We start from the raw sequence: 21719 nt of genomic DNA on the forward strand, positions 1-21719 counted from the left end.
CGCCCTTCCCCACGCACGCTCCGAGAAACGCCACAGAGCACAGAATCAGAGCTTTCGGTAGTGATCGCATTGGTTTACTTCGGTATCGATATATTATGCCGATGTTATCAGCCCACCAAAGCTTGTCAACAAATGCGCAGGTGTTGCGTGTTTTTTCAGCAGATTAACACGAAAAAGGCCCCAAAAATGGGGCCTCGACGGTCGATGATGCTTAGCGGAGATTCACCGAGGAGTCAACCGAGAATACCGCTTTTCAGCTGAATATGACTCCGCTTCTGAATAGTTATTCGGAAGGAGATTAAAGTCAGCAGGGTTGCATTCGACCAAACCTGCTTTGTGAGCACCCGCCTCGATTACGGTTGTCGACGAAAGAAAAGCACTCTCCTCAGGCTCGGCCATCATTTGGCTGCGATAGACTTCCAACATTTCAAGGTAGGGATCATCAGTTGATTCTAGGTTTGCCACCTGGGACGAGAAATGTCGGTTCAACTCATACTGCCTTGCAAGTGCAGCAGTGAGCTCTTCCTCGCCGCCCCAACGATCAGATCTCACAGCGCCACCAACCAAACGCTTCACCTCGGCGTCTAAGCGCTGAACATTGCTCAAGGATTTGTCCATGTGGTACTCACGAAGTGAGTAGAGATCTCTGATTGAGCGGCCCAAGAAAACAGGATCTGGGGAGATGTGCAGGCTGAGCTTTCTCTCTGCGATGGCGAGTAGCTCGCCGCCTGTCATCGGGTGGATTGCAAAACTGACACCATCTGATCGATCCAGCCTCAAATGAAGCTCAACCGCGCCGATTGAAACATTAAGTGGAACGGTTCTTTCCATTGAACTCATGAGCCTAGCTTCAAGGAAGGGAAGCCTGGATTTCAGCGCCAAACCAACCTCCTTAGCGTACAACCAGGACGTGTCACCATCCTGCATGTCTTTGATCACCCCTTGCACCTCAACAGGCTTGAATCCGGTTTTCGGCAAGCAATCGGAGGCTGCTACAAGTTCGTTCAACTGCCGAGTTTCCCAAGCCAGGCTTCGTTCACATTTGCTCAGCGCCTCGTCGATGCGGCTTTTTTCAGATGACCAGGAACGTTGCTGCCTCTGCAACTTGACTACGGTGTCATCGATCATCACCTTCTCGCGTATCAAAGGATTGCCTGTTGTGACCGCCAATACCTCTGCATAACCCAGATCCATCTCTTCTGACACCTCACGGCCGGCATGCTTTGGATCTGCTAGCGCTTGGTTGATGAAGTCGGCTTTACGCTTGTTGGTCTCCCACATAAACAAATCGAACGAATCTGTTGTGGTGTAACGATACTCGAACACCTCGTCGAACAATTCGTTTCCTCGACGATCCAAACGGCCATTACGCTGCTCGGTAGAAGCAGGATTCCAGCCAGTGTCAACATGGTGTGCCGCAATCAAGCGGTTCTGAACGTTGGTACCAACACCCATCTTCTCAGTTGAGCCAAACAACACGCGTAGTTGTCCAGCGCGAAATCTTTCAAATGCATCCTCCTTAGCCTCAGCAGTTTTGAAGTCGTGAATAAATGCAACCTCATGCACCGGGACACCGTTCTCAAACAAGACCTTTGCCATGGCGTCATATGCAACAAACTCTTTGTCCTTGCCTGGTGTTCCGAGATCAAGGAAAACAAGTTGCGTCGCTTTCTGCTCAGAGTAGCGTTCCCAAAGCATATGAATATTCTTGGCCGCAGTTTCCAGTTTCAAGGAACAATCATCAGGCAGATCTGACTCGCACAAACGCATGTCTACAGATGCTTTCCTACCGTCAGTTGCAATTTTAAGGAGATTGTCCTCTGCCGGAGATACACGTCTATTTCGTACAGCAATCGCCCGATTCGCTAAATGCTTCATATGTGCCTTTTGCCAAAGGGTCTGAGGCACGCTAATTACTTCAGTCCTGAGCTCAGGCGTGGGCAAATTCAACTCTGCCTTACTTCTAACATCCGTGAAAGAGCGAAACAATGAAAGCATTTCAGGCAAATTTACGAACTTCGCAAATCGTTCGCTCACCTTGTAGCCACCACCCTCTGGAAGCGCTTCTAGACTTGTTACGATCTCTCCAAATCGTGATGCCCAGTCGTCAAAGCTGTAAATATCCATCTGTTCCAGTAGGTCGGGCCTCAGCATTTTATTGTGAACATAAAGTTCACACATCGTGTTAGAGATCACAGTGCCAGTGAAACCATTTAACCCAAATGGCTTACCCCAATGACGCTGCAAATACAAACCGAGCTGTTCAAGATTGGTCGCTCGTTGGGAACCTGAGGTTGTAACTCCTAGCACGTTCATGCTGCTATTGAGTTCAAGGTTTTTGTAAAGGTGCCACTCATCGACGTTTAATAAATCAATTCCAAGTTCATTAATGTAAACCCTCGCCCCAGATCTGTCTTCTGAGTCTAGATCGGCTTTAAGATTAAACAATTTGTTTTCCAACGACTTGCGTTTTGCTACTAGCTGTCGAGCCACACGTTGGGAATCGCTGTTTTCAATGAGGGTGTTCACTTCTGCAATCTGAGATGTGTAATGACCTTCCACAATATCCCGTGGCGCTGAAATTTGGTTTAACATGCTATGAGTCATAACAACCAAGTCCCAGTCGTTATTGCGCGCCACAGACAGAAATCGTTTCCTACTCTTTCCGCGAAGATCATCCTGAGTGATCATCAATATTTTAGCTGCCGGAAACATATGTTTAGCTTCTCGCGAAATCTGGCCAAGCATATGGTTAGGAACGGCAATCGCCGGCTTAGCCACTATCCCCAACTGCTTAAGCTTGATCGCAATAGCAACCTCTTCAAAGGTCTTTCCAGATCCAACTGGATGTGCCGCCAAAAAGTTATAGCCCATCATGGCTATTGCTACCGCACCGCTTTGGTGCTCCATGGGGCTCCATGCGGAGGACATACCAGGGAAGGTCAAACGAGAACCGTCAGGCTTAGGAACAACAAATATGTTATTCGCTTCGTTATAAAGCTCTGTATAAATAACTCGGCGCTCTTTGTCCCCGCCAATCCACCTATGAAATTCCTCGTTAATTTTCTTTTGCAACTCGCTAGACAGCAATGTTGCCTCTTCATCAACAACCGAACGCCCATCAACATCATGCTTATGTGTTGGTCGGGCACCGTTTAAGAGTTTTTCTAATAAACTTTCATAGCTTGCCGCTTTGTGGCCATACAACGTAGTACGCGCTTGCACGTTGTTTTTCTTAAACGCATCCGAAACCTCGACTGTCCACAGACTCGCACTTGGAATATGACGGACTCGGAAATCCTTTTCTCCAAGTTCTGAGCACTTGAAGAGTTCGGTGGTAAATCTAAGTACGTCATCAGCGGGTATCCAACCAGCGCCTAACCTGATCGTGATCTCTTCAAACGGAATCTTGTCAGGCAAAGCTTCTGTCAAAGCGTTAACGTTAGCAACATACTCTTGGTCGACGATTGCAATTTGCTCAGCGATTCGCAGTTTCTTAATTACGTTTCCGGAAAGATATTGAGTTCTGAGTTCATACTCTTCGCTTTCAGGGTTTTTATAAATATCTTTACCAACAAGCTCATCAATCAGCTGTGCGTTAGAAAAGCTACTAATTGACTGCATGAACTCGAAGTCAATTCGCCCTCTCTGATCAATACACAACGCTAATGCATCGCTCGCAGTATCTGCAAATTGGTTTTCTTTGGCTGGATTGATAACGCGCTTTTTGAAAATGTCAGCCAACTGGGCGACTACGCTATCTTTTTCATTCCAGACCTCTAGAGCACAAACTTCAGCGCTGCCACTATCATCTTCAATGATTCTTGATACGGCACTTGAGTTTATAGGCCCATACTTCGATACGAACTGCTCATACATCTCACGAACAACTGCTTGCTGAAGAATTAATTCCTCGTCGTCCCCATCCAACTGGCAAGAAACTAGCCTTCTGGTTTCATTGCGTAGAGGAATGTAATCACTGATTACGCCTTGATCGACTGGCTTCAAGTAACTCAATGGCTGAGCGACGAATGACTGAGAAACTAGCAAGCCTTCATCATCAAACACAGGGAGTATGTCAATGACTTCGATTAGCTGGCCGTCATTGAAGGTATAGTCACCAATCAAACCATCATATTGTGGCAGCAAAAACGTATTAGGATTCACTACGGCCGCGTCAGCGCTCGTAAAGTTGAAGCCATCATCACGTGGCCACTCAGTGCGATTGACCAGATCCTGAGGAAGACTTTGGATACGATGCTCAATTGCGCTTGCGATAGTCGCGTGCTTAATAGCCTGATTGTTCTCGTGATAACGACTGTACTCAGTGCCTACCTCTGACATGAGAGATGCGAGATCCAACTGTACGGAGTATTTCAACCCATAAGCACTGCCGACCAACTCACCTTTGCCGAGAACGTTCGCAGGGTTCTCGACAAAATAACGATTAATGCTGATTGGCTTGCTGTCCTCATTATCCGCAGTGAATAACACAACATCGGTTGTTTGAGTAAAGTCGTAATCGGGCCGCGTTCCATTTGGCCGCTTCTGGAATATCAAAATATCAGTGGTAACAGAAGCCTTCTGATCAGCGAATGCCTGAACTGGCAACCTGTAGGCGGCCACAAGGTTGGCACTTTCCATGATTAGCTTACGGATTGATGGATCTTGCTTATCCATTGTCCCTGACGACGTAATCACAGACATGATCCCGCCGACCTTCAGATGCTTCAGACTCTTCAGGATGAAAAAGTCATGAATGTGTAACGATTCGCCTGAGTCCTTGTCGTAAATCTTGGTTTCCCCGAACGGGACGTTACCGACCACACAATCAAAAGTGTTCTTCGCAAGGACGACATTTTCGAACCTGTTTTCGATGATCTTGGCTTCTGGTGCTATTGCACGGGCGAACCTGGTTGCAATTGGATCGCACTCAATCCCTACCATTGTCGCGTCACGCTGAAAATCGGCTGGTGCGCTCGCAAAAAACACCGCACCTCCGCAACCAGCGTCGAGTACACGCGCATCAGAACGAACCCCAAGGTGCTTGAGGGACTGCCAAATGGCAGAGCCATAACTGCCGGGTGTGTAGTAACTTTCCAGGCGGTTATTGAGCACCAACTGGTTGAAGGATTCCGGGGAAATGCCAAGCAGCTTCGCGACATCTCTTCCTAACCGATTATCGTAAGCTTGCTTATTGTCCGTTCTTAGGGCTCCTGCCACCCCACCCCAGCCTCGGAATGCAGCTAAGGTAGATCTCTCGGCCTTTGTAAGGGGCTCACCTGCCTCCTGCCTCAGAAGCGTTTTAATGGCAGTCATCACGTGTGCAGATGTATTAAGGTTCTCGCCCGTCGTGTAAGCCAAGTCACTTGGGGTTAGCCCCGTCCAAGCTCTGACCCCTGACTGTGGTTGCTCTAATTCTGAGCTTCGCTCGCCAAGAGTTTGTAGCTCTTGCACATTTCTTCGAGCAACACCTCTCGTGCGTACTGCTTCGAGGCGTTCTCCCAAGTGGTTCTGGCCATGTAAACCGTCACGTGATCCGGGGTTAGAGGGTTTTTCTCCTTCCAGTTCTTTCTCAACTGATGCGCCTCCACCTTCAACTGGCGTTGCTGATTTTGTAGATAGGTTGTCAGTTGACCTTCCCGGTTTAGCTTGGCCAGATGCGCCGGGCAAAGGTTCAGCATCAACTGATGGCAGGTTGACGCCCAATACCCCATTGGTTGGAGCTCCGTGAGCATCAGAACGTCCACTGGTAGGCCCAGTTGTTGTTCCAGCGTGGTCATCGACATTAGAAATTTCTCCAGCAAATACTGTCTGATTTTGTGGCGTTGTCTGGGTTTGGATCACCAGACTGGATGGCAGGCTTGGTGAATCGATCTTTTCGACCACGTTCTGGTCTGCATCTAACGGAGCCTTCACCGTTTCAGAAGGCAATTTGACGCCGCCAGCAAGGGCTTTGATTTTGCCGACTAGCTTACCTTTGAAAGCGTTGATCAGTGGCGATAGAGCGCTAACACGGGTTTCGAAGTCTAAGGCGAGGTAACGCTGTTTGTGTGCGTTGTTGACCAAGGCAAGCTGAACCTGTGTCTCCAGGCTAGCGACCAGAACCACAGAAGCATCAAGTTCGTAATTTTTTTGAATGTAGCCATCCGTAGCGGGATCTTCTGGGTCAAGACCGACATAATACCGGCCAGTCAGATATGGGCCCTTGTCTATGAATACCTGTCCAAGCAGAGGCCTTGTACAGTTCATAACTATCCAGCCAGAAGGGATCTCAACGGGTAGCGCTGCTTCAGTCAGTACGCTTTTGAAGTGATCAATTCGCGAATCTGGCCAACCTTGAGCTTCTGGGAAGTCATAGGTGCCTGCAATCGTCTCATGAGGAGCCACAGTATCTGTATCAATAAAGGGCTCTTCACGCTCCACCAGTGGCTTGAAATACTGACGCTCTTTGATGAGCTGAGAGACCAGCCGAGCTTTACTACCCGGCTCAGTCTTGGAAGCTCGTCCCAGTCCGATGATTTCACCAGTTGCAACGTCTGACATCTCTGACGCCATCCATTCATCTGGCGTTTCTGCGATCCAAACAGTTCTCGCATTCCCAGTCAGCTCTTCCACACGCGCACGCAAACCTGCGCCAATCACATTTGTGAAAGCCTGCTCGGATGAAACCGAAATGATTGCCGACGAATAGTCATGGGTGACTATTGAGGGGACAGGTTTGCCATCAACCAAAGCCTGGAATACAGAATCCTGATGAAACGCGTGAACGTCTTCAAGATATCTAACCTGACCATCTTGCTCGTAGGACTTGGCAAAGTATGGGTTTGCATCAGGATTTCTAGTGAAATCAGATAGCGGAATTTGCCAAGGTTCCAACAGCTCGGCCGGCTCTGAATCTAGAATGGAGGTTTCACGATTCGTTAAAGCTTCCCTCAAAGCAAATTGAAACTTGTGTTTAATTTCAATTTGTTCAGATGGCTTTAATTTGTTACTTTTAACAATATCCGCAAAAAGCTGCCGCGCCGCGTTTTGGCCAAAGCTCATCGTTTCAATGACAAGAAGTTCTACGTGAACTTCCTGACTAACAACTGGTGTGTCGGTAGCGTTTACTGGTTGTTCCTTAAGTAACTGAATCTCCCAGCGAGATCGACCGTCAAATACAACTTCATGTGTGGCAATAAGTTTTTTCTTTGCAATAAAGGCATCTGCTTTTTCCTTTGAGCCAAACCACTTAACGTTCTGAGGCGCTACCTCTGTTTTCACCTCTTCTTCAGTAGGTGATTTTTCAGTGGTTTTCTGAGGAGCGTCGCCGGCTTGTTGCGACAACAGCGTTTGTGTCGCCCTATTCTGCACTTTATTCCAAAGCAATTCGAAGTCGGGTTGACCGTCCACCTGGTACCCAAAGGCCAACAGATCATCGAAGGCGAGGTCTAGATCTATTCGTCCGTTAGAGTAATATGGGGTCTCGCGTCGATTCGAACCCGCTAGGTCAAAATATCGGCCAAGAAACTCATCAAAGGTTATCGCTGCTTTTAGACCTGAGGCAATCAGATCCTCTACTGTTTTTAACCGCGTCGATGATTCAGACAAATACTGCGCACTCAGTTTTTGGCTGACAGAGGGGTTAATACCGCTTAACGCCTGATCTGATATGATAGATGGCGTAGCGGGTTGAATTGCAGTAGAAACAACGCTATTTGGATTTGAATTTAAGCTATTAACAGTTTTGGGCTGAGATGCTGGAAAAATAACTTCAACTGGCATTTCTCTAACTTCAGCCAGAGGGAACGCGCCCTTAATTGTACCCAGAGTAATGCTACTTGCTGGGCATATCCAAAAGCGCTTACCGCCTGGCTTGTTAAATTGCGGCCTTGAGTCATGTTTAAACTCTAGACTCGCAATTGTACTTCTATGCTCTTCAATTCCATCACCCGTCAGTGCGATAAAATGATCACTAGGGTTTTTGCCCCTAGCGAGAAATAACTGTAGGCCGTAAGGGCTCATATCCAGCCAAGCTTTATTCATGACTACCTCTGCGAGCACTGTGCACCAGCACAGACTAATCCCTAGTTACATTTTGAATTGCGGTATGCCGCGACGCTTGAGCGAGAGTTGTTCTGCGTCCGCAAATATGTCTTCCAGAGAGTCTTTTGGTGTTACATCTGTTGCCACTGGGGCTGGCGCGGTGGTTTCACCGGTATGGACAAGATCTTCTCCAAGTCCACTGACAAAGGATGGAGACTCGGCAACATGAACCCGTGAGTCGCTTGAGTTCTCATTTGTCTTTTTCTGAACAGGTATCTGGTTTGGAGGTGATCGTTGAATTGCTTGTTCCTGTGATTGAGCTTGCTTGGACAGTGGGCTCTCACGCTCAAACTCCGCCTCAACGGTACTTTTGGGGCCCCATGGGGATATGCGATTCTCAGCAGAAGGATTCGCATCGACCACGCCCCACTGGCCGGTGGGCGACCTTTTGATGTGAATCATGCCACTTCTAAAACCCCTGCTGATCTTAGCCTGTGCATCACCTTCAGCCTCATGAGTCCAATCCCATCCATCTGGGTAGCGAAGGTACCTTTCTTGGCCTTGAGCTATACTTGCTCTGCCCACCCCTATGCTGATCCCTGGCACCAGAACCATCCCGAGTGTCTGAACTGCTTCATGATCAAAGAGCGCTCGCACCTTTTGGAAGGCGGCGCTTTTCTCAAGCAATTCTCTTGATTCCGTAGCTGTAGGTAGCCGTGTTGTACCGTCGGGTTGGCTCACGCACGCTCTCCCATAGATCTGGGCAAGAACCTTTTCGCCGCCCATGATCTTGATATGTACCGTTGGGGATATGCCCCGCGCGCCTTCTTTATCCCACAGTGGATTGCCCATCACGTCGTGCGTGCATTTACCTGGAGTCTTCCAGGCCCAAGGCCTGATCAGCGCGAGAGCAAATTTGTCGAACTCTTCGACTGTTTTGATATGCACCGACGGCCCTTCATGATCGAGGACTAACACGTTGGCGTTCCATTTCCCCTCACCGTCCTGATATGGGGGGCGGCACTGCACCACTGCATGCAAACATCTATCAGATTGCCCATATGCATGGAAATATTGCGCCGTGTAGCGTGGTACGCCGAGGTCTGCCGACTGCAACGGAGTAACCTTGTCCGCACGCATCAGTCCACCGACTTCTGGTAGATATTGGCCATTATCTGGCTTCGACGTGACAACGGCTACGCGCTGGCGATTATCAGTACGCACCCCGGTTACAAGAAGTTGGTTGATTTTTCCGGTGGCTTCCTTAACCGACTCGACAGACATAAGAAAATATTTGGCAGAGGATTTCTGTGTGCTGTTCTTTAAGTCTTGTTCAAATTTAGAGATTAGTTCATCTGCTGTTTGACTGCCCATTAGCATGTCCTCACCGTGAAGGCCCGCGTACATTTACGCTGCGCCGATTTTGTTCCTGTACTATTTCCCCAGCACTAATTTCCGGAACATAGCTACCAATATCGTTCAGATCATCGATCAGAGTAAGCTCATCGAGACTTATTTTGAATGCTTCTGCTGTATATGCAGAATCTGGCTTCAATTCGAACTCATTTTTTTCATCCAGAGTTTCAGGGTCCCTCCCGATTCCCTGTACATCATTTAGCCATACCTTGAAACGGGAGCTAAACTCCCCACCCAAAGCAGCGATTTTTTCTTTGTCTACATTCGTCCTGCTTAGCGCGACTTTCACATTTCTAACTTTAAACTTATCTAGTGGCACTTCTAATGCAGTTAGAAATGCCTCGGCTTTTTTAACGTCCACCTTTGGTGTCTTGAAAAGGTGAGCGGAATTCACATCACCATTGAGTTTGCGAATTTCCTCTACCAAAGCAGCTTGATCATATTCGGATGTTTCTGAACGGATGTCAGATTCGTTTGCGCCGCGAGACAACGCCTCCTGAACAAGTAAATCAGGATTGTATTCGGTTTCTTGACTCAACTTTACCCAACTAAGTGGGAGACGATAATCTGTCACATCGAATTGCGTGACCAACTCCTTCATCGCCTCTTCACTAGCTACGGCGATTGCCTTAAGTTGTTTCTCGCCAGCTTTAGCCAAAGCATACTGCTGCTGATAGCGGGCAAAACGTAGTTGCTCAGATTCAGGTAGAGGTAAAATCTCAGTCTTAGGGGTTCTGATTTCTGGAATGCGCCCTTTCAGTACGTAGTCATTCCATATATGCTTCCCGCACTCAATGATGTCTACCTGCATATCCCTATCCTTAGGCACCACAATGCCGACGACACGCATGCCAGGGACATCAGCCTTCGCGATCACCGCAGCAAGCTCCCGCAGTTCGTGCGGTAGCATTTTCCCCTGCTCTATTTTGTGAACTAGGGAGGCCGCTATTTCTGGAGCCAGGTCAAGCTTAGCCAGAATGAGTTGGTCAATCTCAACACCGGCAGATTTGGCGATGAGATCATAGTGGTGGAGTTGGGCTTTGTAATCGTAAGCAATATCGGTATCGAACGAGCCAGGAACCTTGTAATCAGGCAGCGCTCTCATCCCATTGGGAAGAATCACGATATCGTCAGGATTCCCTTGCAGCCACTCATAGCCTCGGCGTTTAGGTGCACTATTAAGCGCGTTGAGAGCAGGGAGATCGACTTTGCTCTGATATTTTAAAAGAAAAGCCAACCGGGCCAACGACTCAAGCACCCTCCCCCGCTTTAGATGGGGATTATCCCGGAGTGGCATGCGGAGCATTAGCTTGGACTCAACGACCTCCTGAGCGTCACTGAAACCTGTTTCATCCAGATCTAAAAAATGACGAAGAACTGCGCCGATCTCAGACCCGCCTAGCCCTTTCAACCTCTCCGCATGCCAGACAGCCCTGTCAGATTGAAATTTACAAATATGGGCAAGCCAACGCTTTTGAGCCTCCTCAGAAAGCTGAGAGGCTTGGGGAAGGCGTCTGAGGAGATCCAACACTTCCATATAATTATATTATACCGTAGTGTATGTGCATAAAAGAAAAGGGGTTTCCCCCCATTTCTAAATTCTAGAGCGTAATGTCGGTCTCCTGCAACAAATACCCGCCATCATAGCTTTGGATGTTATCGGTATTGAAAACCGTAGCGCATTGAATGACCCCCACCTCGTGCGTCAACACCGGGTACGCGATTACCGCGAGCCCTTCGAATTCAGGGTATTCAACGAGCTTATCGAGCAAGAACGGTTTGACCGTCGGCCCTCGCGGCCACTCGGTATCCTCGCTGGGATCGATATTCTGCACCCATACCTTAGAAATCAGCTCAATCAGATCTTTCTTCGCACGCATGATGGAAAGGAAGTTTGTGAACTGAAGCCCCGATTCTGGGTTATCCGTCAAATCAGTCTTGTGTCGATGCCACTTTCCAATATCGACGTCAACTTCAACAAGGGCCGCACACAGCTTCAATTGCACGGCCTTCTTGAGAAGGTAGGCCGTGGCAGGATTGTTATTCCCATAGAGGAAGGTCGGGCCCTTGGTGGGAAAGCTCACGTTGCGAAATAGGCCATCCAGCCCAACAAGGGGGATCTCCTTCTCAATCGGGCGACGATCCTGTCCACCACTGTAGTAGAGGACGGTTTCCAATCTGACCTTGGACACAGCGTTTCCTTCACAACATCTATTTGATGTATTAATATAGTAGAAAATCCAGACTCACAAATCTCTTGAGCCGAAAAATGAATAGCAATTTGCCAGATGATGTGGACGGCGCCAAGCAAAATGCAGCAAAACCCCCTGAAATGTCGGGCGCAAATGTTAGAAAACCAACTACGAAGCGAGGCTTTGCCGAAAGCGAGCACGAATTGCGCACCTTGCTCGCAGACCTTCAGGGGTTCGCGACCGAACACAATAATCCCACGCTTTGGGCGAAGCTTGAAGGCGTGAAAAGCATAATCCATGGTGAAAATGATGCGAATACGGGTTTAAAAGAGCGCACTTCACCTGAGTTCGCTTCCTTCTTAACCCCATCCTTGCTACATGGCAATGACCTCAAGGTACTCCAAAAGTGCCTGCGCCTGGCCCCGGCCGAACTTGTTTCGGTTCTGGGTGTAAATTCTACTGGGCTCTACAACAAGGCCAAAAATGGTGAAAAGGAGCTTACCGCTTCCCTGTCCATATTGGTGCGAATTTGCGGGGTCTATACTGAGTGCATCCCACTTCACCGGCCACCTGAACTGGCCGAGCTTGCCGCCAAAATTCGAACGATCGACCCAACATTCAAAGCCCCGCACCTTGGGCCATTGCTTGGATGCGAACAGTCTCAGTATTTCAGACTTCAAAAAGAAGGCTTGGATAAAGCCTCACAAACAGTTAGAAACCTGATCTACATGATTGACCGGATCATCACCGCAGATCCGAGCAACTGGTTCTCTATAAAACATCTTGTCGAAGTTGAAGCAGAGAGCCGACTGGTTCAACCACCTGAAAGCGTATGGAAAAAAGGTGGATGGAAAAGGCACCTTGCAAAAACCAGAGTCGACTCCACTTCCAAAAAAAGGCCTTTAGCAAAGGACTCTGGTGTGACCTCTCGTAGCCCTACGGCCAAACCTCTGCTCAGAAAAAAATTGACGGAATAGGACAATGGCAGTCAGCGCATTTGAAATCGACTATGAATTATCCCCCGCGCTGGCTGAATTTGTTGCTAGCCTCCGTGCAGTAGAAGTCACCATGGATCACGCTGGCTCATTGGGCAAATCTATCTTTTTCGATGTGCAATCCAATGATGTCGTAACAGCTGACGACCCCTCCGCCTACGTCAAGGATGCGCTAGGAGACCTGAACTGCGATGATCAGCGAAAAGATGGTCAGGTCACGAGGTACCCAGGCGTAGTGGAGATATCTCCACAAGCTTGGCATACCCTTCATCGATTCAATCGAGCGAAGCAGGCGATGCGTGAAGCGGTCAATCGCTGTTATGGACTTGGCGCAAAGGCTCACGAACTCCGAACAGCTTATATTCGCGCAGGTCTACCCCGGCTGCACCCTTTGATGGCCTGGCGTAAAATCAACTTGATTGAAGACCAACCGCAAAGCATCGGTTTCACGGTTGCCCAAGGCATAGATTCAATTGAGCGGATGACCATTGCGCAGGCCATCTCTCTACTGGAAGGTGTAGGGGATGATGTTGCCGAGCAGATCTCTCGTTACCCTAGTGATAGACAGCTGTCGTGGCACGAACCGACAAGCCCACACATAAGGGCAAACTTGGTTTGGAAATCAGATACCTTTACTCAGAGAAAACAGATACAAGCCTGCCTACCATTCTTCGTGCCTATTGGGCACTGGCCAACAAAGCGGGTTCGCTGGAACCAACCAAAGGATACGGAGGGAGTAATTCGAAAGGATGCCCTCAAAGGTGATCGGTTCGAACTCCCATTCAGAACCGGTGGCTTCCTGATAGTTTCTCAATAAAAAAAACGCCCGAAGGCGTTTTTTTTAATTTCGAGGGCCTTTTACAGGCCGAGGTGTCGGATTAGCCATTTGAGATAGCCCACCGAGAATAGCTTGAAGATGTTGCCGAGAGGTATCTGAGATTCCTTCCAAGTCAACACGGCTATCACGGACTACCTTGCTCAAAATTTCTTTGGGCCATGTAGTCTGCTGCTTGACGATGTCAAAGTTACTGCCTGCTGTCACGCGAATCACAGATGCAGCCTTCGGGCCGCATCGCTCGAACACGTCGCAGGATTGAATCAATTGTTTAGCGTCCACAATAGCTCCTACCCAATCACCCATGGGCGGCCTTAAGGCCTTGCAACTCACAGTAGACTACGTTGTCAGTGCTTGCATCAACCACTGGCAGGACAACGCCAGTATTGAGGATCTCGACAACGCTCGATGGAAGGCCTGGTAGCTCTAACCATTCGACCGGCACACCGTTCTCAATGAATTCCAAAATTAAGTCCTGCCGATTCAGACGACGACGGATCTCTGAGCGTCCAATCTGACAATCAGCAGGCAGTCCATCACCACTGACGACAAGGCAAATTACTTCTTCCTTGCTTTCATCAAGGCGGCGGCTTCCAACCATATATTCAGCTACTAACATCCTTTTGACTCCGATCACCCTAAAAAGTTGCGCCTGAGAGAAGCTCAGATGCAATTTGCTCAACTATCTCAGACTCAGTGATGACCTGGCGGCCCCCCGAACCCCGGCTGTTAGCACGCGTACGCCGACTAACCTCCTCCTTCACACTCCCTGGATACCTGGAAGCCAACGCAGTTCGTGCCCAAGACGTTGAAGGGGCGCGAGCGTACATGATCCTACGAAGACTCCGGTCAACCGGCTCCGTTGCGTAGGCCCATAGCTTCAAGCCTCCGAGGTTCAAATTGAGCTTGACACGCTGAACCTTGGATTCGGTCTTGTGTATCGCAAATAGCTCAGAACCCTTTTCGGCGTTGGGCTTGGTTATCGATACAAGAATATCTCGTTCAGCATCCGAAAGTGAAAACAATTTTTGACAATCATTGGCAAAAGCCATGTCCTGGTTGGAACCAAGTATGAAAGCACTTGTGGACAGAGTGATGAGCTGGGGAGGGAAATGCTTAGGAATCTGAGACCCAAGGATCATGCCTACACGGTATTTGCGGCCCTCCGCACCCATGCCACTGAGAGTGTCAAAGCAACCCTTAACACTACCGGTTCGGTGTATCTCGTCACCGACAAAACATTTAATACACTGATCTTGCGCATCTAGTTGATTGTAATGCCAATGCAGCATTTCATCGGAGAGGCCCATTTCCTTTTGCCGACGCAATAATTCGCCGCCCGTCTCGTCACGGCGGACAAAGAGGTCTTCAGTAAGTAAACGAAACGCCGCCATAAAGTAAACCGAGTTAGTCCACTGATCCGTCGGCGTTTCACCACGTTGCATAACAGAAGACATGTCATAAATGCAGACGCGAGACTGACTTACATCCGTTTTAGTCACGGAGTTCATGAATACAAATTGCCTGTTGGCATTTTTTAACGAGTTGCCTATTGCTCGACCCATCGATAGATCACCGATTTTTGGAGCATCCTTGTTTCGCTTGTCGACTTCATCACAGTACCTGATGAGATCCTCAAGCAGTGGCACAGCGTGGCGCTGAGCTAGAATTGCTTCATAATAAACTTCTGGATCGTTTGTCGCGAAAGCGTGTTTGTTTAGCAAATCAACAATTTCCCACCACGTCGTATGTTGGTCGATGCCTTCATAAGCACCAATTCGGTCGAGACGCGCGTGAATCTTAGGATCGCCATAGTTACGGGTATATTTTTTAGCATTTCTTGAGTGTCTGTCGTCAAGCTCATTAAATGTGAAATCAATCAGGTCTTCAATGAACGCATTAAGGCCAGACACACCGCCTGCTTTGCTGATCAAATCATCAATAATGGTTAAATAGAAACTAACCAGAAATCGACGGTGGTCGTCTGTTGGATAACGACAGCCTGGTCGTGTATCCAACATGTTTTTTTGCATCGAGCCATCGTTGGTGAAACTCTCAAAAACTGCTTTGTGCTTCTGTCCTTCAGGAAGGCTTTCTCTGACAATGTCGACGATGCCGCTTGAGGAAGCACCGAAATCGATTCCTCTGAGATACGGGAGTTCCGAGTTAGTCGAACGGAAACCTAAGCTGAATAAGAGCTCAGAGATCAGGTTAGACTTACCAAAGCCCATCCCCCCCATAATGACTGCCAACAGGACAGTTTGAATGTTACTAAATGGTTCATAAGGCATCAGGGAACCGTGTTCAGTACGAAACCAAACCGCGTTGTCAGGCTCCCACAGCCGAGCCGGCCTCATAATTGGAAGTTGTTTTACCGCTTCAAAATCAGGATATGGTGCGAGAGGCGCGGCGGTGGGCATCCGGTAGCCTGGAGTAGCACTCAGCAATGCTTCAACACCACATCCAAACACTGAAGTTGTCTGCGCCCCCCCCCATTGCTGGAGCATGGTTTCCAAATCGTTGGCTCTTTGACGGATTTGATCCATTTTATAGAGCGTGGTGTCCGCATTTTGAATCGATTCGGCTTTTGCCCACGTTGTAACGGCCATCGAATAGCCAATGACAGATCCACCGTTCCGGATATACCGATCCATCGCATTGGATGATCTGGTGATCATCTTGTTACTGGCGCTCAGCCAACGGAAGGTTTGAGCCATCAAACGGTTCCAATAATTCGCTTGCTTGCTGTTGCCTTGCAAGGAATAAACGATACGAATAGGCATTTTGCGGCTATATGCAGTGACGAGCAGCTGCTCCAGGGGTTCCGGCTCCCCAGCGAGTTCACTAATAAAAATAGGTGCATAGATCCTGTCTGAGGCAACGACAAACCGGCCTAGATCCTCAACAGCACCGTCGGGACACATCTGGTCAGACAGTCTCGGTGGAAGCATGAATGTCAGATCACCCTTACCGTCTTTGACAAGCTGCTCGCTATTCTGGACGGAAACAGGTACTTCTTCAGTAGTGCGGAAAGTGCAATCACGCAGGGTAAGCCTAGGCTTCCAATCATCTGCCGTTATCGCGGGAATAAATGCTTCCCTAAACGCTGCAAGCGCTTCATGTGACGACAACCTTTTCAACGCATATCCGCGAAGGGCATTCTCACCAGTCATAAACATGACGAGTGAGTTTACGTATTGCTCGTGTACAGTCTCCAAATCACGAAGACCGAGATTCATGGTTAAAGCACCGCCTCCCTTAGCGGTATCTTTCATCCTGGCACTTTGGTTCGCCCGAGCGCGCTTGTGACTGCTTTTCTCTATTGCATCAAGGTGGGTAACGACAATAATAAATTGTGATTCTTTTGCAGAAATTCGGCCATAAAGATCAACCTCTTCTTTCAGAATATCAGAGATGTCGATGCCGCGCTGACGACAGCTCCGATCCATGGCGTCCCGCGCTGTACGAGTGAACTTGGCATTGCCTTCAGGTTCAAACTCATAAGACCAGAATAGGTCATGCCCCGTATTATTATTCTGCTTTGCGCGGTTTTGAAAAAACTTTTCAACCCAAGCGTTGCGCAATTCAATATATTTATCAGGGATGAATTGCCCCATATATCCGTCGACGCGAATAACGGATACCAATGACCCGTTCCAACCCGCCAACGATTTCGAATTATGAGCGCAACTGATCGTAAAATATTGTCGATAGTCTTTTTTAGTCCATGCCCGTAGACCTTGGTTTAGCTCATCAACAAAATCAGCAACTTTGTCGGCAATACCATAATTCATAGATTTCTCACATTAGCTTTTGGAAGACTGAAGATTTGATAAAATAATCTGGTCAACCTTTGCAAAACTTGCGTAATCACGGCTTGCCAGTAATGTTTGCATAATAGAAAAAGGATCATCCTTGATCGACGGTAGAGGAGCAATTCCCTCAAGCGAGGCTGGATATAACAAACCAAGTTCACGAGCAATCTGTGGAATGCTGGATCTGACAGACTGAGGGCACACCACTGTGATACGACCATACCCATAATTAGCGATATCCATACCGTGCTCGATTAGCTTTTCTGCTGCCAGCAAACAACGCATACGATCCAAAGCTTGTATCCAAGCGGTGGTGAGGGTTCTTGATTGCCTAAAATCGTTGTGTCGCCGAGTAAGGCCGACCCAAAGATTTTCTGCAACCAGACCGTAACTGTAAGAAACCGTAGAAGCCTTATGAGCCAAGAGCGAAACCGGGGATCTCATCCATCCATTAGCAACGGCAACTTCCAAAATCTCAATTTCGCCTGCCCCAGCAAGTACAGAAAGTTCAGGCAAAGCGCACCACTCGCGCATATTACGAGATTCATAGCCGGAACCACTTGCGGTTTCGCCCCTGATAGAACTGGCGCCTGCTCCATAATTTAAAAGCCGACCGACTGTGCTTTCTAATGCATTAATTCTAATTTTAGCAAAAAGCGGTAAATTATTTTCCTTTGCCCAATCGACAAGCAGAGCAGCATCTTGCCCAGACCTCGGCAATGAGGACTGTGGAATTAAACTAAGATCTTCACTCGTAGGAAGTGGTTGCCCGAGAATTTCATGGGCCCAGTCAAATCGGTGAAACCAAAGCGGAAAAATTTCTACTTTTTCTAAACGGCGTTCTCTTTCACACTGAGTATAACGTTGACATGCCAATTCTGAAACTTGCAGCAATGTTGACCTGGGCGCGGCTTCTCGTACACCGAACAATTGCCCTACAGCTTGTGCAAGACTGTTGGCCGGAATGTGAACCAGATTAAGTTGATGCTTAATCATGGTCAACGTGTTCCCGACTATAGACACTAGAAGAGATGCTTGTTTATCAGGCGAGAGGTTTGAAAGTCCAAGTTCTGTTATAAGTTGCTTAATCCGCGTCCGGAAGTAACCCTCGTCAGCAATTTTTGGGTTAAGACTTAATCCGAATTGCTTCAGATCGCCAAACTGGCAATTCGTAATCCACAGCGTTTGCGCTGGGAGGTCGCTAGCACTCATGAATGGGAAAGGCTCTTTGTTAAATTCACATGCCCAATTACCAGCCTGATCATCTGGATGAGCATTTGCATACAAAGCGATACCCACTCTTAAATCAGTAGTTTCCATCACGACCTGCCTGCTTGCGCTGCGTATTGTTCTTCAAGGGTCTTGTAGGTGGCCGCCTGGAAATACTCACCTTCCTTTTGCCAGAAAGATAAATTAGGCCACCAGCGAACATCGCCGATTATTTTGTGACGATATTTGTAAAATTTGTTTGGCAACAAAGACAGTGCTCTCACGAACTCTGAATCATTACCCCTATAGATGGGAAGATTTGCGATGAGTTCTTGATTTGTGGCGATCAACGCCGCGTCGACATCTCTGGACATAGCGTGAATAGGGCCATTAACACCACCTATTTTACGTGAGTTTATGGCGAGGGCGTGCAGGGCTATCCAACTAAGTTGCCGCTGAGTTAACCAGGGAAAACTTATCAATATGCCGGGGACGACTGTTTGTGACTTTTGCCCGCTACCTACGGTTATACCTTTAACTGACCAGTTAAGGCATTGTGCTGAGGCGCAGAACGGGCATGCAACAGCACTCGACGTTGAGTTTGCGGTATAGAACCAGTTCGGCCGGCTTGGATCTATGGGTGTCATATACCCATGCGGCACTGCATCAGAACCTCTTGAGCCCACACCGCAGTATGAGCAAATGTAGCGAGACTTCTTGATTAGTGCTAGGCCAGGAAGGCGGAGCTCCTCACGGTGCAACCATGCTCCCTTCAAGAGCTTTCCAGCGGCATCCTGAAGACCTACCGTACCTAGCACTAAATCAAGCATCACCCACTCCTTAGAAATTGACGCCCATTTCATTCATGATGGCATCTGCATTGCCCTGCTCGCCTGTGAGAGAGCCAGAGAGCGCCAGAATGAAAACGGGCACGACAATCGCAACTGCACCGCCCAACATCGCCCAACCCTGCCACTTGGCCGGCTCATTGTTGCGTTTAGCAACTACCCACGAGATAGCACCGACTGCGGCAGTAATAATGCCAACACCAGCGACAATGAATAGACCGGTTTGTACGAAGTCTGCCCACTCTGACTTAATACCTTTCGTTAAATCAGACCCTTTCAAAGCCCAGGCAGGTTGAGAGACTAGGAAAAACAGGGGAACAGCCACGAGTCTCGCCATACGTTGCCTTTGTTTTTCCACCGCCTCATAAATGCGCTGAGAAACCCCCTTAACAACAAACTTACTTATGTTCATGATTGCTCCAATCAACCTGGCATCAGGGAAAACCCTGTGCTCTCACCAAAAACACCAGCCAAGTGAAGGCTGGCAACCATTGCAGAACCTGCAACCACTCTTGAGATTATGCTACCTATTAAGTCGCTCCTAGCATCGGGCGTTACATATCCAAGTTTCCCCCCCATGAGAAAAGCCCTTCCTAGTGTTACCCATCCGGTCAACACCATAAATCCAATTACTGCGTATAGTGCAATCTGTGATTGATCACCCCCGCCATTCGCGTAACTCTCAATACCGAGAGGATTATCAAGTGACCAAAGTGAGTCACAAAAGACATTACCCCAAAATGCAAGATCGACAAGTAAAGAACCAAATAGCATCCGAGCGGAAATAGATCCGACACTTGAGTATTGCTTATTATTATCTCCGCTCTTAATAATTTCAAAAACCGCAGGTAGAGTTATAAAAACACCCACTCCCGCAAAGATGAAGAAAATTGCATCCAAGTAATCTGGATATTCAGCCGACATATTCACAAACATATCGGCGGCGGAATAAGCAGCACCTTGCAGCCCTTCCAAACCTGGTAGTCCACCTATTCCGTCTAGCATGACGTGTTATATCCTATCGGTTGATTAAGCCGTTGGTAGTACAAACCTGTCGGCTATATCTGTCGAACGATATAGCTGTACCAAACCCTGGCACCTGCTCACCATTCCGAACAATCATGCCTTGACCATCTTGCGCTCTCACTATGTAGGCGGACGTCTTGTTAATACCCTTAACTCTCCAGTTAGAACTTACGCTAGTGGCAGTGCATTTTTCAGCCGGGCTGTGGTTTTCCTCATATGTCGGGGCTGTTTGAGCAACCACTTTCTGAGGCGGTGGTAACTGCACATTAATGACCTCAGTCGTTGCTTTAGCTAATTGAGGCTTGACCACTGGCTGAGGCTTAACTGCAAGCGTCGGCCGTACTTCCTTGACGTCGGTGCTACCCTTGGCGCGTTTCACTGCTTCGGCCACTAACAAATTGAAATCTTTCTTGTTAGCATCTACGGTTCCTTTTAGCGTCTTCATTTCAGAAGTAACATTTGCCAAAGTGGAACTAATGCTTTCCTGCTCTTTAGTAACGCGCTCTTGGTTTTTTGCAATTGCTTCCATTGTTGTGTTTAGCGATTTCATCGTTGCCTGAAGATCGTTGGTCAACGTCCGCAGCTCAGCAATTTGCTTGCGATCTTGCTGAACACTTGCTTCTGCGGCAGCAGCACCTTGTTTTGCAAGGTTTTGCTTCACAACATTGTCATCAATTTTAATTGCGCTACCAGGCACGTTTAGTTTCGAAGCCTGATCAACAAGATCATCGTAAGCTTGCTCTTCAGCACTTCCGACCACGGCGGTATTTAAATGCTCGACAGGCGTTGGCTGCTGCTGGGTTACGGGCAGTGACGCGAGTGGTTGGCCAGCCGCCATTTCGGGTTCCAGATCCACTTCCCCTGACGCCGACGGTACAACATATGCGTTCGATCCAGATGACGAACTTTGCGAACTATTACCGCCCAGCGCTGAAGCTAGGTTTTCTGCGTCTTGAAGGCTGTTATTTGCTCCTGGACGACCTTGATTCGTATTGGTATTTCCAAACTGCTCCGTATTAACTCCCGTCGGTTTTGGTGTGCTATGCCCCCAAAATTTGGCGATCGCAATGTTCCCGAGGAAAATGGCGACTCCGATTAAAAAAACACCCCCGACGGCCATCAGAAGCATTTCTTTTTTTGAAAATGGCTTCCTTTGAGGTGCGGTCGGTTCTGGTATTTCAGAGCTATAAGCAGAAAACTCTTTATCATCTTCCAAGATGGTTTCTGGCCCTAATTCATGAAAGGTCGGTTCGGTCTCGGGCCTGGTAGGACTATCAACGCTACCTGGCGAATAATCGGCAAGATCATCTGAATGCTCGGCACGGGATGGTGGGTTTTGGTCGCTCATGTTCATT

The 21719-nt window shown here is 48.3% G+C and carries 13 protein-coding genes; 2 read left to right on the forward strand and 11 right to left on the reverse strand.

The features are described 5' to 3' along the window. Positions 1 to 222: 222 nt before the first annotated feature. The 4 genes from ACIQY3_RS11670 to ACIQY3_RS11685 all read right to left on the reverse strand — a co-directional run bounded on the left by ACIQY3_RS11670 (position 223) and on the right by ACIQY3_RS11685 (position 11636). A complete protein-coding gene (locus ACIQY3_RS11670) occupies positions 223 to 8028 on the reverse strand; it encodes an N-6 DNA methylase (RefSeq protein ID WP_403019471.1) in 7806 nt (2601 codons plus the stop codon). Between the two features lie 45 nt (positions 8029 to 8073). Further along, positions 8074 to 9402: a hypothetical protein gene (locus ACIQY3_RS11675; RefSeq protein WP_403019472.1), complete on the reverse strand. Its 1329-nt coding sequence runs from the start codon at positions 9400 to 9402 to the stop codon at positions 8074 to 8076. Between the two features lie 10 nt (positions 9403 to 9412). Next, positions 9413 to 10981, reverse strand: a complete 1569-nt coding sequence (locus ACIQY3_RS11680; protein ID WP_403019474.1) for a YqaJ viral recombinase family protein — start codon at positions 10979 to 10981, stop codon at positions 9413 to 9415. Positions 10982 to 11045: 64 nt separating this feature from the next. Continuing rightward, the gene (locus ACIQY3_RS11685; protein WP_403019475.1) at positions 11046 to 11636 is read right to left on the reverse strand and encodes a hypothetical protein; all 591 of its coding nucleotides are present in this window, start codon (positions 11634 to 11636) and stop codon (positions 11046 to 11048) included. A 77-nt stretch (positions 11637 to 11713) separates the two neighbouring features. Here ACIQY3_RS11685 and ACIQY3_RS11690 point away from each other — a divergent pair, with 77 nt between their 5' ends. Together ACIQY3_RS11690 and ACIQY3_RS11695 are read left to right on the forward strand one after the other, a co-directional pair. Then, on the forward strand, positions 11714 to 12613 hold the full coding sequence (locus tag ACIQY3_RS11690) for a hypothetical protein (RefSeq protein WP_403019476.1): 900 nt from the start codon (positions 11714 to 11716) through the stop codon (positions 12611 to 12613). Between the two features lie 4 nt (positions 12614 to 12617). Beyond that, on the forward strand, positions 12618 to 13448 hold the full coding sequence (locus ACIQY3_RS11695; protein ID WP_403019478.1) for a hypothetical protein: 831 nt from the start codon (positions 12618 to 12620) through the stop codon (positions 13446 to 13448). Positions 13449 to 13764: 316 nt separating this feature from the next. Here the strand turns inward: ACIQY3_RS11695 and ACIQY3_RS11700 are convergent, their stop codons facing one another. From ACIQY3_RS11700 to ACIQY3_RS11730, 7 genes are read right to left on the reverse strand one after another with little or no spacing between them, the layout of a single operon-like run. Beyond that, positions 13765 to 14085 carry a hypothetical protein gene (locus tag ACIQY3_RS11700; RefSeq protein WP_403019480.1) on the reverse strand — a complete coding sequence of 107 codons (321 nt, stop codon included), beginning with the start codon at positions 14083 to 14085 and terminating at the stop codon, positions 13765 to 13767. 19 nt (positions 14086 to 14104) lie between these two features. Then, entirely contained in the window at positions 14105 to 17260 is a 3156-nt protein-coding gene (locus ACIQY3_RS11705) for a hypothetical protein (RefSeq protein ID WP_403019481.1), read from the reverse strand. Between the two features lie 12 nt (positions 17261 to 17272). Continuing rightward, complete coding sequence (locus tag ACIQY3_RS11710; protein ID WP_403019483.1) at positions 17273 to 18601, reverse strand: hypothetical protein; 1329 nt, start codon at positions 18599 to 18601, stop codon at positions 17273 to 17275. Then, positions 18601 to 19320, reverse strand: coding sequence for a hypothetical protein (locus ACIQY3_RS11715; protein WP_403019484.1), 720 nt, complete (start codon positions 19318 to 19320; stop codon positions 18601 to 18603). Before ACIQY3_RS11715 ends, ACIQY3_RS11710 begins: the two co-directional genes overlap by 1 nt. Positions 19321 to 19330: 10 nt before the next feature. Next, entirely contained in the window at positions 19331 to 19750 is a 420-nt protein-coding gene (locus ACIQY3_RS11720; protein ID WP_403019485.1) for a hypothetical protein, read from the reverse strand. 11 nt (positions 19751 to 19761) lie between these two features. After that, on the reverse strand, positions 19762 to 20343 hold the full coding sequence (locus ACIQY3_RS11725) for a hypothetical protein (protein WP_403019487.1): 582 nt from the start codon (positions 20341 to 20343) through the stop codon (positions 19762 to 19764). Between the two features lie 13 nt (positions 20344 to 20356). After that, the gene (locus ACIQY3_RS11730) at positions 20357 to 21718 is read right to left on the reverse strand and encodes a hypothetical protein (protein ID WP_403019489.1); all 1362 of its coding nucleotides are present in this window, start codon (positions 21716 to 21718) and stop codon (positions 20357 to 20359) included. Position 21719: the final 1 nt, after the last annotated feature.

Source organism: Pseudomonas sp. NPDC096950, assembly GCF_044762525.1.
Taxonomy (GTDB): domain Bacteria; phylum Pseudomonadota; class Gammaproteobacteria; order Pseudomonadales; family Pseudomonadaceae; genus Aquipseudomonas.

What these genes read in the sequence shown, in the direction of transcription:
- ACIQY3_RS11670 (WP_403019471.1), bottom strand. Translation starts at nt 8,028, where the DNA reads ATGAATAAAGCTTGGCTGGATATGAGCCCTTACGGCCTACAGTTATTT.
- ACIQY3_RS11675 (WP_403019472.1), bottom strand. Translation starts at nt 9,402, where the DNA reads ATGGGCAGTCAAACAGCAGATGAACTAATCTCTAAATTTGAACAAGAC.
- ACIQY3_RS11680 (WP_403019474.1), bottom strand. Translation starts at nt 10,981, where the DNA reads ATGGAAGTGTTGGATCTCCTCAGACGCCTTCCCCAAGCCTCTCAGCTT.
- ACIQY3_RS11690 (WP_403019476.1), top strand. Translation starts at nt 11,714, where the DNA reads ATGAATAGCAATTTGCCAGATGATGTGGACGGCGCCAAGCAAAATGCA.
- ACIQY3_RS11695 (WP_403019478.1), top strand. Translation starts at nt 12,618, where the DNA reads ATGGCAGTCAGCGCATTTGAAATCGACTATGAATTATCCCCCGCGCTG.
- ACIQY3_RS11700 (WP_403019480.1), bottom strand. Translation starts at nt 14,085, where the DNA reads ATGTTAGTAGCTGAATATATGGTTGGAAGCCGCCGCCTTGATGAAAGC.
- ACIQY3_RS11705 (WP_403019481.1), bottom strand. Translation starts at nt 17,260, where the DNA reads ATGAATTATGGTATTGCCGACAAAGTTGCTGATTTTGTTGATGAGCTA.
- ACIQY3_RS11710 (WP_403019483.1), bottom strand. Translation starts at nt 18,601, where the DNA reads ATGGAAACTACTGATTTAAGAGTGGGTATCGCTTTGTATGCAAATGCT.
- ACIQY3_RS11715 (WP_403019484.1), bottom strand. Translation starts at nt 19,320, where the DNA reads ATGCTTGATTTAGTGCTAGGTACGGTAGGTCTTCAGGATGCCGCTGGA.
- ACIQY3_RS11720 (WP_403019485.1), bottom strand. Translation starts at nt 19,750, where the DNA reads ATGAACATAAGTAAGTTTGTTGTTAAGGGGGTTTCTCAGCGCATTTAT.
- ACIQY3_RS11725 (WP_403019487.1), bottom strand. Translation starts at nt 20,343, where the DNA reads ATGCTAGACGGAATAGGTGGACTACCAGGTTTGGAAGGGCTGCAAGGT.
- ACIQY3_RS11730 (WP_403019489.1), bottom strand. Translation starts at nt 21,718, where the DNA reads ATGAACATGAGCGACCAAAACCCACCATCCCGTGCCGAGCATTCAGAT.